The sequence below is a fragment of the Sediminicola sp. YIK13 genome, from assembly GCF_001430825.1.
Lineage (GTDB): Bacteria > Bacteroidota > Bacteroidia > Flavobacteriales > Flavobacteriaceae > Sediminicola.
Genome location: NZ_CP010535.1, coordinates 3005171 through 3020041 on the forward strand (window position 1 = coordinate 3005171; position 14871 = coordinate 3020041).

The window sequence follows — 14871 nt, forward strand, 5'->3', positions numbered from 1 at the left end:
GCCATCTTTGCAAGATAGATAAAAAGCTGGTTCTTTAAATTTTATACAATTGAAAAATATTTCGGAAAGAGATGCAAAACACGTGTGGCACCCGTTGACACAGCACAAGCTGCATCCTAGAATGTTGGGGATTACAAAGGCCAAGGGTGCCTTGTTGTATGATGAAAGTGGAATGGAATACATAGATGGTATCTCTTCTTGGTATACCAGTGTCTATGGCCATTGCAATGACTATATTTTGGAAAAGGTATATCAGCAGATGCAACAGTTGGACCAGGTGGTCTTTAGTGGGTTTACCCACGAGCCTGCCGTAAAGCTATCAGAAGAGCTCATAAAAATATTACCTGCCAACCAAGAAAAATTATTTTTCTCGGACAATGGGTCTACCGCCACCGAAATTGGAATTAAAATGGCACTGCAATACCATTTTAACAAGGGGGGAAAGCGCAATGTACTATTGGCTTTTGAAGATGCCTTTCACGGGGATACCTTTGGAGCGATGTCCGTTTCCGGACTATCGGTTTATAACGGCCCTTTTGAGGACTTTTTTATTGAGGTAAAGCGAATTCCTCCGCCGAACAAGGAAAATTTAAAAGAGGTTCTTACTTTATTGCACACCTATGTTGCTGCTGAAAATATTGCTGGATTTATCTATGAGCCTTTGGTACAGGGGGCCGCAGCCATGCAAATGCACGATGCCGAAGGATTAGGGGAGATTTTAAGGATTCTAAAGGAGCACGAAGTGGTAACGATTGCCGATGAGGTCATGACCGGTTTTGGAAAAACAGGCACCCATTTTGCATCGGACCAGATTGAAACAAAACCAGATATTATCTGTATGTCCAAGGCTTTAACAGCCGGACTCATCCCTATGGCGATTACCAGTTGTACAAAAGAAGTTTACGATGCATTTTATAGTGATGATATCGCCAAAGGACTTTTTCACGGACATACCTATACCGCCAACCCATTGGCATGTACAGCAGCATTGGCCGGATTGGAACTGTTGCAATCCAAAGAAATACAGGACAACATAGCTCGCATTATAAAGTCGCACCAAGCTTTTGATGCCCGTATAAAAAACCACCCCAAAGTGGCCAGGACCCGCCAAACAGGAATCATTTATGCCTTGGATCTGAATATAGAGATGGAGCGTTATGGTAATTTGCGGGATAAATTAATGCAGCATTTTATGGGGAAGGGGGTCTTTTTAAGACCTTTGGGCAGTACAATATATATAACGGCACCTTATATCGTATCCAAGGAACAATTGGAGCAGATTTACAGTGCCATTGAAAGTGTATTTGATATCGTTTAATATACCATCTTATTTTGAGTCAGTCTATATCCATCACCGCCTTGGCATCCATTTCACCCTTGGGAATTTCCTTGGAGGAATCATGGGAGAATTATTTAAAGGATGGACACCATCTGGTTGAAAAAAAAATAGGGGATGTCAAAAGTTGGGCTGCTCCGCTTTCAGCACATGCCAAGGAAGAGATTGAAAAGTTAAAAGCATCTGATCCTAAATACAAAAGCCTCGATAACAGTGTACTTTATGCCCTGTTTGCTTCTCGAAAAGCCATGGAAATGGCGGGATGGAAATTGGGAGATAATTTTGGGGTGAATATTGGTTCCTCTAGGGGGGCTACTGCTCTTTTCGAAAAGTACCACCAAGAATTTCTGCAAACCAAAAGGACCTCTACTTTGGCCTCCCCAACCACAACTTTGGGGAATATATCTTCTTGGATTGCACATGACCTGCAGACGGAAGGTCCGGAAATATCACATTCCATAACCTGTTCCACAGCGCTTCATGCCGTATTGAACGGCATGGCTTGGATTAAAAGTGGGATGACGGACAAATTTATGGTCGGAGGATCGGAAGCGCCCTTGACACCCTTTACCATAGCGCAGATGAAGGCCCTGAAAATATATTCCAAGGAACAACCAGGCTACCCTTGTCGCGCCCTGGACCTGGAGAAAACATCAAATACCATGGTGCTCGGAGAAGGTGCTTCCATGCTTTGTATGGAGCAGGGCAAAAAGGACAATGCCCTTGCGGTTATAGAAGGAATCGGATATGCCACCGAAATATTACAGCACAATATATCCATCTCTACGGAGGCAGAATGTTTCCAGCGCTCCATGCGCATGGCTTTGGGTAACACTGATCCCGATGAGGTAGATGTTATTGTAATGCACGCCCCTGGAACTATTAAGGGCGATTTATCTGAAAAAAACGCCATTACGAAGATATTCCGTAACAAAATGCCGCTTCTTACTACTAATAAATGGAAGATTGGACATACGTTCGGGGCATCAGGGATGTTGAGTATGGAACTTGCCATCTTGATGTTGAAGCAACAACAATTTATTGGAGTTCCTTATTTGGATAAAAAATCAACTGCCCAAAAAATCAACAAGGTGATGGTAAATGCCGTTGGTTTTGGAGGGAACGCCGTTTCCATTCTTCTTTCGCGGTAAGAAAGATTTTCCCAACAATCTAAGAAAATATTCTATCTTACCATTTTTTAATCAAAATCTGTAAGATATATGGAACTGTGGTTTGAAGGATTGTCCATTTTTGAAAAAATTTACTGGGTCGTAGCAATTATCTCTTCTGTTATCTTGCTGATTCTATTGTTCCTTACCATGATCGGTAGTGATGCCGATGAATTTGGAGGAGATGTAGATGCCGAAATAGAAGCGGATACGGGGATTGATTTCCAATTCTTGTCATTGAAGAACTTCGTAGCCTTTTTGACCATATTTGGATGGTCTGGGATTGCCTGTCTTGATGCCGGCTGGTCCAAGACAATGACCGTCCTTGTCTCCTTGATCTGTGGCCTTATCATGATGTTTGCCATGGCCTCGCTTTTTTATTATTTGAGCAAACTACAAAGCAGCGGCACCCTTAAGCTACGCAATGCCCTGAACCAAGTTGGAGAAGTGTACCTTACCATTGGTTCCAAGAGATCCTCTATTGGGAAGGTGAGTATAAAGGTGCAAGGAACACTACGCGAATTGGATGCACTTACAGAGGAAACCAGGGATCTCGTAATGGGCGATGTGGTAAAAGTAAAAGAAGTGACCAAAAACGGAATATTAATTGTTGAACTCCTAAATAAATAACCAAATGCTATCATTACCCTTACAAATGGGCGGCAGTGCCACCTTGCTGGCCATCGGCTTTGCCGTTTTATTCTTTTTTATTGTAATTATTTCCTTTATACGCAGGTATAAAAGGTGTCCGTCTGACCGTATTTTAGTGGTCTATGGAAAAGTGGGAACAGGGAATTCTGCCAGGTGTATCCATGGTGGGGCAGCCTTTATATGGCCAGTAATTCAAGATTATGAGTTTTTGGATTTGACGCCAATTTCCATTGAGGTGAATTTGGTGAATGCTCTGAGTAAGCAAAATATTAGGGTAAACGTCCCTTCACGATTTACAATTGGTATTTCCACAGAACCAGGGATTATGCAGAACGCTGCAGAACGTCTTTTGGGCCAAGGGATGCAAGAGGTGCAGGACCTTGCCAAAGAGATTATTTTTGGGCAGTTGCGTTTGGTAGTGGCTTCTATGGATATTGAAGAAATCAATTCGGATAGGGACAAATTCCTGACCAATATTTCACAAAGTGTGGAATCGGAATTAAAGAAAGTAGGTCTAAAACTGATCAACGTAAACATCACTGACATTGTTGATGAATCTGGTTATATTGAAGCCCTTGGTAAGGAAGCGGCAGCCCATGCCATCAATGCGGCACGTAAGTCTGTTGCGGAAAAGAACAGGGATGGTTCTATTGGGGAGGCCAATGCCGTTCAGGACGAACGTACCCAGGTGGCAGCAGCCAATGCACAAGCTGTGGAGGGTGAAAACCTTGCCAAAATCAATGTCGCGAATTCGGATTCCTTACGTAGACAGCGGGAAGCTGAGGCAGAACGAACTGCAATTGCTTCTGAAAAGGTACAATCGGCTAAAGCCTTGGAGGAATCCTATGCTGCAGAAAAGGATGCGGAGTTGGCTAGGGCCGATAGGGAGCGAAGTTCCCAAATGGCAGATATCATTGTTCCTGCGGAAATTGACAAGAAAAAAGTGGAGATCGATGCCGAGGCTGAAGCGGAACGTATTCGTAGAAGGGCCAAAGGGGAGGCAGATGCCATCTTGTTCAAAGCACAGGCGGAAGCACAAGGTCTCTTGGAAATATTGACCAAGCAGGCACAGGGTCTGGACGAAATTGTAAAAGCATCTGGGAACAATCCCAAAGATGCGGTATTGCTATTGATCGCCGATAAATTGCCAGAGTTGGTGAAAATTCAGGCTGAAGCTATTAAAAACATTAAAATAGATAAGGTGACCGTTTGGGATTCAGGGGCCAAAACAGCTGATGGCAAAGGATCTACCGCTAATTTTATATCGGGGATGTACAAATCCGTGCCCCCTTTACAGGAAATGTTCAACATGGCAGGGATGCAATTGCCCGAATATTTAAAGGGAAAGGAGATAGTGGCGGAAGAGACCGAAAGCACCTCTAAAAAGTCCGATGCCAAAGAGGATATGAAGTAATAAATATATGTAACCAAACTTTTGAAGGCCCGCGGCATCCTTGTGATTCTCGGGCTTTTTTACTTTGCAACCTTATATTATCAGATTTGTTTATTGGGATATGATTTGTAAATAGGCTATTTTTGATTTTTAATTTGAATTTTTGGCTTAGGGATGGCAACGGCATCCTTTTCTTTTGGCACATCGGATAGTTGAAGATGGATCATGGAAAAAAGAAAAGATCAAGTGAACAGCCCGGCCGCTATTTTTTGAATTTCCATTTGGTATTGAAAGCCAGGCGGTAGAAAATAGCGGAAAGCCCCAGACAATATATATCTATGAGCGAAGTAAAGCACAACTGGACCAAAGAGGCAATTCTTGACATTTACAATAAACCATTAATGGAATTGCTGTACGAGGCGGCAACAGTGCATCGTAAATTCCACGATCCAAATACGGTACAGGTTTCTACCTTGTTGTCCATAAAGACTGGGGGCTGTCCAGAAGATTGTGGGTACTGCCCGCAAGCGGCGCGTTACCACACTGATGTTGAGGGCAATGACCTTATGTCGGTTCAGCAGGTAAAGGCTCAGGCCTTGCGTGCTAAATCATCGGGTAGTTCAAGAGTTTGTATGGGTGCTGCCTGGCGTAATGTAAAGGACGGACCAGAGTTTGACAATGTTTTGGAGATGGTACGTACCATCAATAAACTGGATATGGAGGTTTGTTGTACGTTGGGGATGATTACGGAAAACCAAGCACAGCGTTTGGCAGAAGCGGGTTTATACGCATACAACCATAATTTGGATACGTCCGAGGATTATTATAAGGATGTGATCTCCACTAGGGCCTTTAAGGACCGATTGGACACCATAGGAAATGTTAGAAAAAGCAATGTGACCGTTTGTAGCGGGGGAATCATTGGAATGGGAGAAAAAATTGAGGACAGGGCAGGAATGCTGGTTGCTTTGGCCACATTGGATCCACAGCCAGAATCTGTACCGATCAATGCTTTGGTAGCCGTAAAAGGCACCCCCATGGAAGATATTGAGCCTATTTCCATTTGGGAGATGATCCGTATGGTGGCTACTACCCGTATTGTAATGCCGGAAACTCAGGTAAGGCTATCTGCAGGACGTACGGAAATGAGTAGGGAAGGACAGGCGATGTGTTTCTTTGCTGGGGCAAATTCTATTTTTGCCGGGGATAAATTATTGACAACCCCTAACCCTGATGTCAATCAGGATATGGAAATGTTCAAGCTCTTGGGGCTAAACCCACAAAAGCCATTTACAAAGGTAGCACAGCCAAAAACGGTGGAGGCCCAGGATTCACAATTCCAGACATTGGGTGAAAAACCAAAATGGAGCAGACCGGGACACACCATAGATCGTAACGAAAGCGCCAAGCAAAAGGCCAAACTTTCGGAATAGACCTTTGTGCCCATTTATAGGGGACTTCGGTTGGGGAATTTTAAATTTAGAAGTCTAAGTTAATCTTTAGCGTTTGAATTTACAGGACATACCCCGGGTAAAGACCATTACCAAGGAAGATTTTATAGAAAAGTACTTTAAGCCTCAAAAGCCGGTCGTTATCGAGCGGTTTATTGAGGGCTGGCCTGCTTATTCCAAATGGAACCTGGAATATATGAAGCAGGTGGCCGGGCATAAAACGGTGCCCTTGTACGATGATAGACCTGTGCACCATAAGGACGGGTTCAACGAGCCCCACGCCAAAATGCAAATGGCGGACTATATAGACCTTCTGAAGGCTGAGCCCACCAAGTATCGCATCTTTTTATGGAACGTTCTAAAGGAAGTGCCGGAGTTGCAGGATGATTTTACCTTCCCAGACTTTGGACTGCGATTGATGAAAGGTCTGCCGATGCTTTTTTTTGGCGGGGAGAACTCTTCAACCTTTATGCATTACGACATAGATCTGGCCAATATTTTTCATTTTCATTTTGAGGGAAAGAAAGAAATAATCCTTTTTCCACAAACCGAGAACAGATATTTATATAAGGTCCCACATGCATTGATCACCCATGAGAGTATAGATTTTTCCAATCCGGATCTTAACCAATGGCCCGCACTCAAAAATGCCAAGGGCTATAAGACCCAATTGCAACATGGGGAGGTGTTGTATATGCCAGAGGGATATTGGCATTATATGCGTTATATCACACCAGGATTTTCCATGAGCCTGCGGGCCATAGCACGCAAACCCAGAAATTTGGGAACAGCCTTTTACAATGTTTTGGTCATGCGCTACTATGACCAGTTTATGCGGAAGTTGAAGGGGCAGGATTGGATCGATTGGAAAAATGAACAGGCTATAAAACGCACAAACAAACTGGTGGGATAGTGCTTGTTTCAAGGAATTAAATACATTTGTAACTTATTTTCGTAATTGCACCAACTCTAAATAAAGTAACATGAAAAAAGTAATAGTTTTATTGACATTTGTTTTAGCTGCTACCTTTGCGAATGCCCAGGCTTTTGAAGGCAAGGGGGATTCCAAATTCCAAGTAGGAGCCAATTTCCAGGAAAACGGAACAGGAATCGTAACCACCTATGATACTGGTCTTGGAGAGAATTTTTCTATTGGTTTTGTCGCTACCTATATTTTGGGCGTAGAAGAAACAATCAACGCTGAATTTGACGACAGGGTAGACGTAAGGGCAAGATTTAACGCCAATTTGGGAAGTGTTTTCCAATTGGGGAACGAAGTTGATATCTATCCAGGGTTGAGCTTGGGACTTCGTAATTTTGGAGCTCACTTGGGTACCAGATACTTCTTTACCGACGGTTTTGGGGTGTTTATGGAATTTGCAGCGCCTTTGGCAAAGTATGATAATAGCGACTTGACTCCAGCGCAAGAATTGAACAACCAGTTTGTGTTCAGTATTGGAGCTGCCTTTAATCTATAGGGAATATAATTTATAAGTAATAAATCGCTTCTTTTCTTGGGAAAGGGAGCGTTTTTTATTTGATGAGTTCGGTGATCTTTTCATACACCAAATGACTTTCCCACCCGCGGTAGAGCAGGTAATCGGCGAGTTTTTTTCTTCTTTTCTGGATGTTGGTCTCTTTGATGCCGTCCAATCTTTTTCTGGCGAGGGTATCCAAGGTTTCCATATAAGCGGGGGTGTTCAATTGGGCCACTGCTTTTTTGATGTTGTACTGGGAGATATCCCGTTGTTTCAGTTCCTGGGTAATTCGGTTACGGCCCCATTTTTTAATATTGAACTTACCCCTTGCATAACTCATAGAGAAGCGCTCCTCGTTTAAAAAGTTGTGATCTATAAGATGTACCACGATCTGATCGATCGCATCAGGGATCATGCGCATATCGCGTAATTTTTGCACAACCTCCTTATGGCAGCGCTCTTGATAGGCGCAATAGCCCTCCAGTTTTCTGGTAGCTTCTTCCAAGGTGTAAGTTGGACGCGAGAAATTCGTATAACCGTTATTTTGCATAGAGTTTCAAATCTAAGTCCATTTGAAGAAATGTCAAAGAAATTTAATGGAAGCGGGGAACTATTTAAAATTTAATTTTTCAAACCAGTTTTAATAGTACTCCCTTTGGCTTTTTATTAATGTAAAATTGTTTTCCAGTAATTGGTCATAAACCTCATAAAATAAGCCTATTATTCAATGGAGATAAGTTTTCTTTTTAATGGGATTATCTGGTCAAAACCAATTTGTGGATATCTATTATTCGGATTTTCCAATGGGCCTTTTTTAACCGCTATATTTGGCATCCAAAAAAAATAGACATGAGCGTAACCTGGTATGAGTGCAAAGTAAAATACAGAAAAATACAAGAGACTGGAGAACAAAAAGTTACTACGGAATCTTATTTGTTGGATGCGATTTCCTACACGGAGGCAGAGGCTAGAATCAACCAAGAAATGGCTGCTTATACCAGTGAGGAGTTTTTGATTACCAATATAAAGGTGGCCAATTTATCCGAGGTACATCCGGTGGAAAATTCCGACCGTTGGTTTAAGTCTAAAGTGGCATTGGTCGCCTTTGACGAAAACAGTGGGAAGGAACGCAAGACCAATATCTATATGTTGGTACAGGGCAATGATGTAAAAGAGGCCTACGACAACACCATAGAAGCCATGAAGGGTACTACTGGCGACTACACTGTCCCTGCAATTACCGAATCTCCTATTATGGACGTGTTCCCCTACTTTACGGGGGAAGAAGAGCAGTTGGAGCAATTTAGGGTCATAGAAAAAGCGGCCAATGCTGATGAAGAAGTTTTAGAAGAAAGTGCAATTGAATAGGTGTTGAGGTACTAAGGACTAACCACGTATTTAGGATGGTGCGCATATGAATTTGAAATTTGTATGCGCACTTTCTATTTGTTTAAAAGGCTTTGTCCGAACGTTAATAGATTGTTGTCCGGGTCTAACACAGAAAATTCTTTTTGACCCCAAGGTTTTATTTCTAACGGTCCATTTGGATGTATGCTTGTTTTTTTAGCTACCAAGGACTGGTAAAATTGATCAATATTATCTGTTCTGATATAGACTTGACCATAGTTTTCTTTTGGGTCGAGCTCCTTGAATGCAAAGAAATGAATTTGAATCCTGTCCTTCTGCAACATTAAATAATCCTCATAATCTGTACTGCCGAATTCGCTAAATCCCAGTTTATTTAGGTAGTATTCTCGCGTAATATTTTTATTGCGCATTGGTAATTTCGGGTTGATATCGGTCAGCATATTCTATTTCATTTAAATTGATAAAATTTCCTTTGGTATTGTCGAAAACTGTTTCAAATCCCAAGACTTCCGTGCTGTATTTGAAAGCTTTATCGGGAATCCCTAAAAATACACTAGACATTGCAATCCTCATGGGATGTTTGTTCTGAGCCATTATAGGTGATTATCAGCGCCCAAAAAGGTAAAAAATATTTTGATTGGATTTTAGAGGATGGCCCCGGTTCTATTAATAGGTGATAGAATCAGTATATTCAGAATTCAATATCCATTGATAAGGTGTCTTTTTGAATATCGATATATATCAATTTGTCTATTGGATCTCCATTAATGAGATAAGAGAAAGGGAGCTTTATGGTTTCATCATTAAGTTTATAAGAAATAATATAAGAAGTATCGGTTTTAATATGTTTTCCCATATCAGCCTTGTAGATCACCTTTTCTTCCGGTTTTAAAGAAATAAAATGAGCATCTTGAGATTTTTTTGCCCCGATTTTTAGTGAATCAATTGTAGACCCAGTATTGTTTGTGATTTCAAAATCAGCGGTAACCTTTTTATTGCATGAAATTAAAGTTAGTGCGATTGCTGAAATTCCAATAAAGTATTTTCTCATGTGCTGTTTTTTAAGGCGTTTATTTTTTCAAAATACAAATTGAGTAATGTTCTATTTATTTTTTACAACTTCGTCTGCTTATGGATTAGTTCTAATTACCTGCAATTGGGGAGCCAAAGATGCCTACGGCAAGCTCTGCCCAAATCAGGAGAAGACCAATTACTATCGCAACGCAAATGGCGATGCGATATTTTGTCTGAGCTACTTTTCTTAATGTAAAATCAACCATTAAACCTGTACCCATTAGTAGGGCCCCGGCAACCAAAAAATCTGAGAAGGTCCAATGTACCTCCTCTGTAAATTGCATGGCCAACAATGGGATGAGTAATAGCGATGATACGGCGACTAGGATAACACCTAGTCTTTTGCTTTGTATGAACATAACTTTTGGTTTTGGCATTCAAAGCTGACTAATATTAGGCTATTGAATGTCGTTATTTTAGATACCATTCGTAAAAATTGGAGTCATTATTCAATTCAAATCCGGCTTTTGGATATAGATTATTGCCCACCAGATTGGATTTTTCAGTTTCCAAATACATACCACAGGCCCCTGATTTTTCAACAAGTTCTTTAGCTTTGTCAATCAATCCCAAGGAAATACCTTTCTTACGATAGTCATAATTTACAAATAAATCGTTTAACAACCATAATTTTTTCATTCGAACAGAAGAGAATAGGGGATATAATTGCACAAACCCAACTAACTGGTGTTCAGTATTTTCGGCAACAAAAATTTCAGAATCGTTTTTTGAAATTCGATCCTTCAGAAAGTTTTGAGCACTTTCAATATCCGTTTCCTTACTATAGAAAACTCTATAATTATCGAACAGTACGGATAAATTATCCAAGTCTTTTATTTCGGCTTTTCTATACTTCATAATATCAAAATTATTTGGCCCAAGGACCATCCATAGTGGACACTTTGAAAAAAGATTTTCCGTCAAAACGATTGAGTCCCAACCAGCCCCCAAGCCAGAGTCGCCCTTCTTTATCTTCAAAAATACTTTGAATTGCATCACTGGCGAGGCCATCTTTTTCACGGAAATTGGTAAAGGAATTTCCGTCGTATCTATATACCCCAAAACGTTTTACCGGAAACCATATGTCACCCTTAGCGTCTTGGTAAATATTCCACACCTCAGTGCCATTGAGTTTGTACCTTTCGCTCATATTGGTAAAGGATTTTCCGTCATACAGACAGAGTCCGCCATGTGTTGTTGCAATCCATATTTTTCCGTCCTTATCTTCCAAAATACTGTTTACATTATTGTTGGACAAGCCATCTTTCTCAGAAAAATTGGTCAAGTTCTTTCCATCAAAACTATAGGCGCCTCCGTTGGTGCCGAACCACATCTTTCCCTTGCTATCTTCCATTATGCTATGGACTATCTTGGCACTAGTCACCCCTCTGCTGTAATCGGGTTTAGCTTCGGGAATATTAAATGGAGTGAATGTTTCCCCATCAAAAGTACACACCCCTTGCAAAGTACCTATCCAGAGCAATCCCTTACGGTCTATTGCCAAGCTCCAAACATCATTATTGATCAGCCCATCTTTTACTGTAAAATTAGAAAATGATATCCCGTCATATTTGCTTATCCCCCGTTCGGTGCCAAACCAGATATTACCTTGTTTATCCTCTATAATTCCCCTTACAGCAACCCCGCCGAACCCTTCATCAAGTGAGAAATACTCCAGGGCATCCCCGTTGTACCGGATAACCCCATCTCCGTTGGTTCCAAACCATAGATTTCCGCGTTTATCTTGGAATATCCTTCGCACAAAATCGCTAATTCGGGGAGGAGTAAGGAGTGAAGCTCCATATTTTTGGGTGGCGAGCTGATATTTCATAACAGCAGTATCCTTGAGTGTATTTTTTGGGTTATCCCTGGTACTCTCTAAATTTATTGGGGGTACGGTGTTTTTATCTTGACCATTACAGGAGGAGATCAAAACCAAAAATAGCAGCAAGAGGTAAAATGGAATTCTCGATTTTTTCCATCTTTTGGTACCTCTATTTTTCATAGCTTTAATTTTATGGTTTTCCAATTACCTGTTTTTAGCATATACCGATCATTTAAGAATAGTGAAGAAGGCTAAACAGCAGTTTTCCATAATTGGATAATTACACCCTTAAAGTTAATGATAACACGAGAATTTTTGTTCAGGAACAATTGAAAATAACAGTTATTTTTTTAGGGTGCTCCGGAAACAGACCTTGGGTGGCATAAGGATTTTGATTTATAGTTGTTAACTACGCCTTATTATTGTTGGTATAAATAGATTTTGTAAGATAGCCTAATTCGACTAATTCACTTTTGTCTTTGATTTCTTTTAAAAACCCATTTTTCAAGTGAACGATACTATCCGCCAAACAAATTACATTTTCATAGTCGTGGTCTGTTATAATAAAGCCTTTCGATGATTTCATTTTTTTAATATATTCTATAATATAAGCTCTCATTATTGGACTTACACCGTTAAAAGGTTCGTCCAATAAAATAAATTCTGCATTGGAATGAATAATTATTAAAATCTCAATAATTCTTTTTTCCCCACCAGATAGATCTTGATTTTTCTTATGTAAAAAAGGGAGTACATGTTTATTTTGAAACAAGATGTCTCTGGTTTTTTTAGGAAGAAATAGCTTTATTATAGTGCCTACTTTTATATTATTTGGCAGAAAATTGTCCTGTGGCAAATAATTAATCAAGTTTCTGCCATCCGAAATATTTCTAATTATTTTTTTGCCTACTCTGACAAATTTAAAATCTGCTTTTTCCGTTCCAAAAACGATTTTGAGAAGTGTGGATTTTCCAGAACCGTTTCGTCCAACAAGTCCTTTAACTTCATTTTTTCTACAAGAAATAAACACATCACTTAATATGACCTTGTTGTTATATGATTTTGTGACGCTGTCTATATGAAGTTTACTCATATTGAAATTAGTATCAGTAAATTAATTAGTCCAATGACCAATGTAGATGCCCATAACATAATGTTGCTTAAACCTAAATTATAGTAGTAATAATATTCATTCTTGTTTTTGATTTCATAAAATCTAAAATGATTTAGTGGAGCAATGACTAGGAAACAGAGCCCAATGTTTTGTAGTTTTCCACCAAATAGGATTCCGAGTGCTATAGAAATGATATAGGACACAAAAAATATATTTCGTTGAAATAACAGTATGTTAAGTAATATTCTCAGCATTCTTTTTTTTAATTGCTACTAAAACCATTGTAATTTCACGGGATACAATTTGCCTTATTTTTTATCCCAAGTTTTGCTATTGATGTTTTATCAATTTTCCAGCTGAAAATCAATGGTGGATACCACCCGGACCAATTTTATTTGTGGGGTGTTTTCATCCCTGTCGCTTATGCTAAATAGACCTTGACTGGCCATTCTTATTTCTCCTACCTGCGCATCCGAATCCCTGGCAAATTTCTCTGCAACCTCCCTGGCATTTTTAGTCGCTTCCTCTATCATTGGTGGTTTTAACTCGTTTAATCCAGTGAAAATGTATTCAATGGGCCTCCAGGTATTTTTAGATCCCAATATGATGCCTTTCGACATAAGTTCCAGTGACTCGGAAAGTGCTTTTTGCAGTTTATCGATATCATTGGTTCTCACGGTGAACTCCGACTTGGCCAAATATCGGAAAGTGTTGTTCTGAAAATTGGAATTGTAAATGTCCGCTCGGACATCATTAATATTGGTACTTCCCTTGGTCAATTCGTTTTTGTCGAAGCCATGGGAAATGAAGAAATCATAAACAACGCTGTTTTGAGATTCAATATCATTTTTAAGGGTATTCAGGTCATTACCGGTAAGGGTGATGTTAATGGGCCAAACGGCTAAATCTGCATTTACTTCCCGCTCAGAAAGACCTTTTACTTGAACAAAACGATCATACTTTTTGCCTGTTTTATGCATATTGCCGATAAAATATCCAGCAATTACAATGGAACTGCAGATCACTATGATTTTTAACCAATCAGTTTTCATCATGCTTATTGTTTATTGACTCTAAGATATTCAATTGTAGGGGATTAGTTTAGCAAAAGAAAAAAACATGTAGTTGCCTCGTTGATTTATATAGGTCTGCCATGTCTCTGTAATTTACGAACCTTCAACCGAGGCCCTGTGGTCATCATAACTAAAATACTCAATTTACAGAATAACTTGAACTGGAGATGCTCTTTTAAGCTTTTAATTTTTTGCCAATTCGTTCAATGGTATTCCAATTTCGGGTGGTGATGTCCTTGCCGTAGTGGTGTTCTATTGATTCCATGGCTTTGGGAGATTTTGAGATGGCCAAGTCCAATACACTGATAATAGTTTGATCCCTTTTTTCAATAATTACATAAGAGTTATCCGTACTCTTCCAGGGCAATTCCAAATCAGCTTCAAGATTTGTTTTCAAAAAGGAAACATAAAATCTTATGTCTTTGGTGCGTTCAATGCCAACAAAGGGGTTTTGGTCCAAAAGGTTGTGAATTACTCTTGATGTTCTGAGAATTGTTGGAATGGGAAAACCAAAGATTTTTTCAATATGAGTAGAAATCTTCTGTTCCAATTTTGATGTATTCTCCTTTGGGCCATCAAAGATAATGTTGCCCGAGTTTAGTAAGGTAACAATGTTTTTGAATCCCAATTTTTCGAATTCAGTTTTGAGGTCCGCCATAGGAACCTTATGGTGTCCGCCAACGTTGATACCGCGTAAAAAGGCGATATAGGTGTCCTTTTCGGTTTTCATGGGTCTGTTGTTGCTAATTGACACCAATTTAATTAAAAATAATTCAAGACCTGATTTTGGCTGATTTCTTAGCTGTGATGGTTATAGTGCGCACGCATTCTTAAAGCGTACGCCTGGTATATTCAATTTAAATTATAGGACAGCTTCGGAAATTTATTTTTAAAAGGAATTGGTACTATAAACTAAAAAAGCGACCCCGTTGCTGGAGT

18 protein-coding genes are annotated in these 14871 nt (G+C 39.9%); 8 read left to right on the forward strand and 10 right to left on the reverse strand.

Going from position 1 to position 14871, the window contains the following annotated elements:
- Positions 1 to 49: 49 nt before the first annotated feature.
- From bioA to SB49_RS13395, 7 genes are all read left to right on the forward strand, one after another.
- Positions 50 to 1318 (forward strand): adenosylmethionine--8-amino-7-oxononanoate transaminase, encoded by a 1269-nt coding sequence (gene bioA / locus SB49_RS13365; RefSeq protein WP_062057376.1) that lies wholly within the window; start codon positions 50 to 52, stop codon positions 1316 to 1318.
- Between the two features lie 14 nt (positions 1319 to 1332).
- Positions 1333 to 2487 carry a beta-ketoacyl synthase N-terminal-like domain-containing protein gene (locus SB49_RS13370; protein WP_062057378.1) on the forward strand — a complete coding sequence of 385 codons (1155 nt, stop codon included), beginning with the start codon at positions 1333 to 1335 and terminating at the stop codon, positions 2485 to 2487.
- 69 nt (positions 2488 to 2556) lie between these two features.
- On the forward strand, positions 2557 to 3135 hold the full coding sequence (locus tag SB49_RS13375) for a hypothetical protein (protein WP_062057380.1): 579 nt from the start codon (positions 2557 to 2559) through the stop codon (positions 3133 to 3135).
- 4 nt (positions 3136 to 3139) lie between these two features.
- Positions 3140 to 4570: a flotillin family protein gene (locus SB49_RS13380; RefSeq protein WP_062057383.1), complete on the forward strand. Its 1431-nt coding sequence runs from the start codon at positions 3140 to 3142 to the stop codon at positions 4568 to 4570.
- A gap of 317 nt (positions 4571 to 4887) precedes the next feature.
- Complete coding sequence (bioB, locus tag SB49_RS13385; RefSeq protein ID WP_062057393.1) at positions 4888 to 5982, forward strand: biotin synthase BioB; 1095 nt, start codon at positions 4888 to 4890, stop codon at positions 5980 to 5982.
- Positions 5983 to 6055: 73 nt separating this feature from the next.
- Positions 6056 to 6913: a cupin-like domain-containing protein gene (locus SB49_RS13390; RefSeq protein ID WP_062057396.1), complete on the forward strand. Its 858-nt coding sequence runs from the start codon at positions 6056 to 6058 to the stop codon at positions 6911 to 6913.
- A 70-nt stretch (positions 6914 to 6983) separates the two neighbouring features.
- Positions 6984 to 7478 carry a DUF6646 family protein gene (locus tag SB49_RS13395; RefSeq protein ID WP_062057398.1) on the forward strand — a complete coding sequence of 165 codons (495 nt, stop codon included), beginning with the start codon at positions 6984 to 6986 and terminating at the stop codon, positions 7476 to 7478.
- Between the two features lie 55 nt (positions 7479 to 7533).
- Here the strand turns inward: SB49_RS13395 and SB49_RS13400 are convergent, their stop codons facing one another.
- A complete protein-coding gene (locus SB49_RS13400) occupies positions 7534 to 8028 on the reverse strand; it encodes a regulatory protein RecX (RefSeq protein WP_062057400.1) in 495 nt (164 codons plus the stop codon).
- Positions 8029 to 8327: 299 nt separating this feature from the next.
- Between SB49_RS13400 and SB49_RS13405 the strand changes: the two genes are divergently transcribed.
- A complete protein-coding gene (locus tag SB49_RS13405; RefSeq protein ID WP_062057403.1) occupies positions 8328 to 8846 on the forward strand; it encodes a DUF4494 domain-containing protein in 519 nt (172 codons plus the stop codon).
- A 74-nt stretch (positions 8847 to 8920) separates the two neighbouring features.
- Here SB49_RS13405 and SB49_RS13410 read toward each other — a convergent pair whose 3' ends face one another.
- The 9 genes from SB49_RS13410 to SB49_RS13455 all read right to left on the reverse strand — a co-directional run bounded on the left by SB49_RS13410 (position 8921) and on the right by SB49_RS13455 (position 14662).
- Positions 8921 to 9286 (reverse strand): bleomycin resistance protein, encoded by a 366-nt coding sequence (locus tag SB49_RS13410; RefSeq protein ID WP_062057406.1) that lies wholly within the window; start codon positions 9284 to 9286, stop codon positions 8921 to 8923.
- Complete coding sequence (locus SB49_RS13415) at positions 9246 to 9440, reverse strand: hypothetical protein (protein WP_062057408.1); 195 nt, start codon at positions 9438 to 9440, stop codon at positions 9246 to 9248. Before SB49_RS13415 ends, SB49_RS13410 begins: the two co-directional genes overlap by 41 nt.
- A gap of 97 nt (positions 9441 to 9537) precedes the next feature.
- Positions 9538 to 9897: a hypothetical protein gene (locus SB49_RS13420; protein ID WP_062057411.1), complete on the reverse strand. Its 360-nt coding sequence runs from the start codon at positions 9895 to 9897 to the stop codon at positions 9538 to 9540.
- A 91-nt stretch (positions 9898 to 9988) separates the two neighbouring features.
- Positions 9989 to 10279, reverse strand: a complete 291-nt coding sequence (locus SB49_RS13425; RefSeq protein WP_062059225.1) for a hypothetical protein — start codon at positions 10277 to 10279, stop codon at positions 9989 to 9991.
- A 52-nt stretch (positions 10280 to 10331) separates the two neighbouring features.
- Positions 10332 to 10778 carry a GNAT family N-acetyltransferase gene (locus tag SB49_RS13430; protein ID WP_062059228.1) on the reverse strand — a complete coding sequence of 149 codons (447 nt, stop codon included), beginning with the start codon at positions 10776 to 10778 and terminating at the stop codon, positions 10332 to 10334.
- Between the two features lie 10 nt (positions 10779 to 10788).
- Complete coding sequence (locus SB49_RS13435) at positions 10789 to 11925, reverse strand: ligand-binding sensor domain-containing protein (protein WP_062057414.1); 1137 nt, start codon at positions 11923 to 11925, stop codon at positions 10789 to 10791.
- A gap of 229 nt (positions 11926 to 12154) precedes the next feature.
- Positions 12155 to 12838, reverse strand: a complete 684-nt coding sequence (locus SB49_RS13440) for an ATP-binding cassette domain-containing protein (RefSeq protein ID WP_062057417.1) — start codon at positions 12836 to 12838, stop codon at positions 12155 to 12157.
- 365 nt (positions 12839 to 13203) lie between these two features.
- Positions 13204 to 13914 carry an SIMPL domain-containing protein gene (locus tag SB49_RS13450; RefSeq protein WP_200960638.1) on the reverse strand — a complete coding sequence of 237 codons (711 nt, stop codon included), beginning with the start codon at positions 13912 to 13914 and terminating at the stop codon, positions 13204 to 13206.
- Between the two features lie 193 nt (positions 13915 to 14107).
- The gene (locus SB49_RS13455; RefSeq protein ID WP_062057423.1) at positions 14108 to 14662 is read right to left on the reverse strand and encodes a DUF1697 domain-containing protein; all 555 of its coding nucleotides are present in this window, start codon (positions 14660 to 14662) and stop codon (positions 14108 to 14110) included.
- Positions 14663 to 14871 lie beyond the last annotated feature (209 nt).

Coding starts and splice junctions, on each gene's coding strand:
- SB49_RS13375 (WP_062057380.1), top strand. CDS start 2,557: ATGGAACTGTGGTTTGAAGGATTGTCCATTTTTGAAAAAATTTACTGG.
- SB49_RS13380 (WP_062057383.1), top strand. CDS start 3,140: ATGCTATCATTACCCTTACAAATGGGCGGCAGTGCCACCTTGCTGGCC.
- bioB (WP_062057393.1), top strand. CDS start 4,888: ATGAGCGAAGTAAAGCACAACTGGACCAAAGAGGCAATTCTTGACATT.
- SB49_RS13395 (WP_062057398.1), top strand. CDS start 6,984: ATGAAAAAAGTAATAGTTTTATTGACATTTGTTTTAGCTGCTACCTTT.
- SB49_RS13400 (WP_062057400.1), bottom strand. CDS start 8,028: ATGCAAAATAACGGTTATACGAATTTCTCGCGTCCAACTTACACCTTG.
- SB49_RS13405 (WP_062057403.1), top strand. CDS start 8,328: ATGAGCGTAACCTGGTATGAGTGCAAAGTAAAATACAGAAAAATACAA.
- SB49_RS13410 (WP_062057406.1), bottom strand. CDS start 9,286: ATGCTGACCGATATCAACCCGAAATTACCAATGCGCAATAAAAATATT.
- SB49_RS13415 (WP_062057408.1), bottom strand. CDS start 9,440: ATGGCTCAGAACAAACATCCCATGAGGATTGCAATGTCTAGTGTATTT.
- SB49_RS13420 (WP_062057411.1), bottom strand. CDS start 9,897: ATGAGAAAATACTTTATTGGAATTTCAGCAATCGCACTAACTTTAATT.
- SB49_RS13425 (WP_062059225.1), bottom strand. CDS start 10,279: ATGTTCATACAAAGCAAAAGACTAGGTGTTATCCTAGTCGCCGTATCA.
- SB49_RS13430 (WP_062059228.1), bottom strand. CDS start 10,778: ATGAAGTATAGAAAAGCCGAAATAAAAGACTTGGATAATTTATCCGTA.
- SB49_RS13435 (WP_062057414.1), bottom strand. CDS start 11,925: ATGAAAAATAGAGGTACCAAAAGATGGAAAAAATCGAGAATTCCATTT.
- SB49_RS13440 (WP_062057417.1), bottom strand. CDS start 12,838: ATGAGTAAACTTCATATAGACAGCGTCACAAAATCATATAACAACAAG.
- SB49_RS13450 (WP_200960638.1), bottom strand. CDS start 13,914: ATGATGAAAACTGATTGGTTAAAAATCATAGTGATCTGCAGTTCCATT.
- SB49_RS13455 (WP_062057423.1), bottom strand. CDS start 14,662: ATGAAAACCGAAAAGGACACCTATATCGCCTTTTTACGCGGTATCAAC.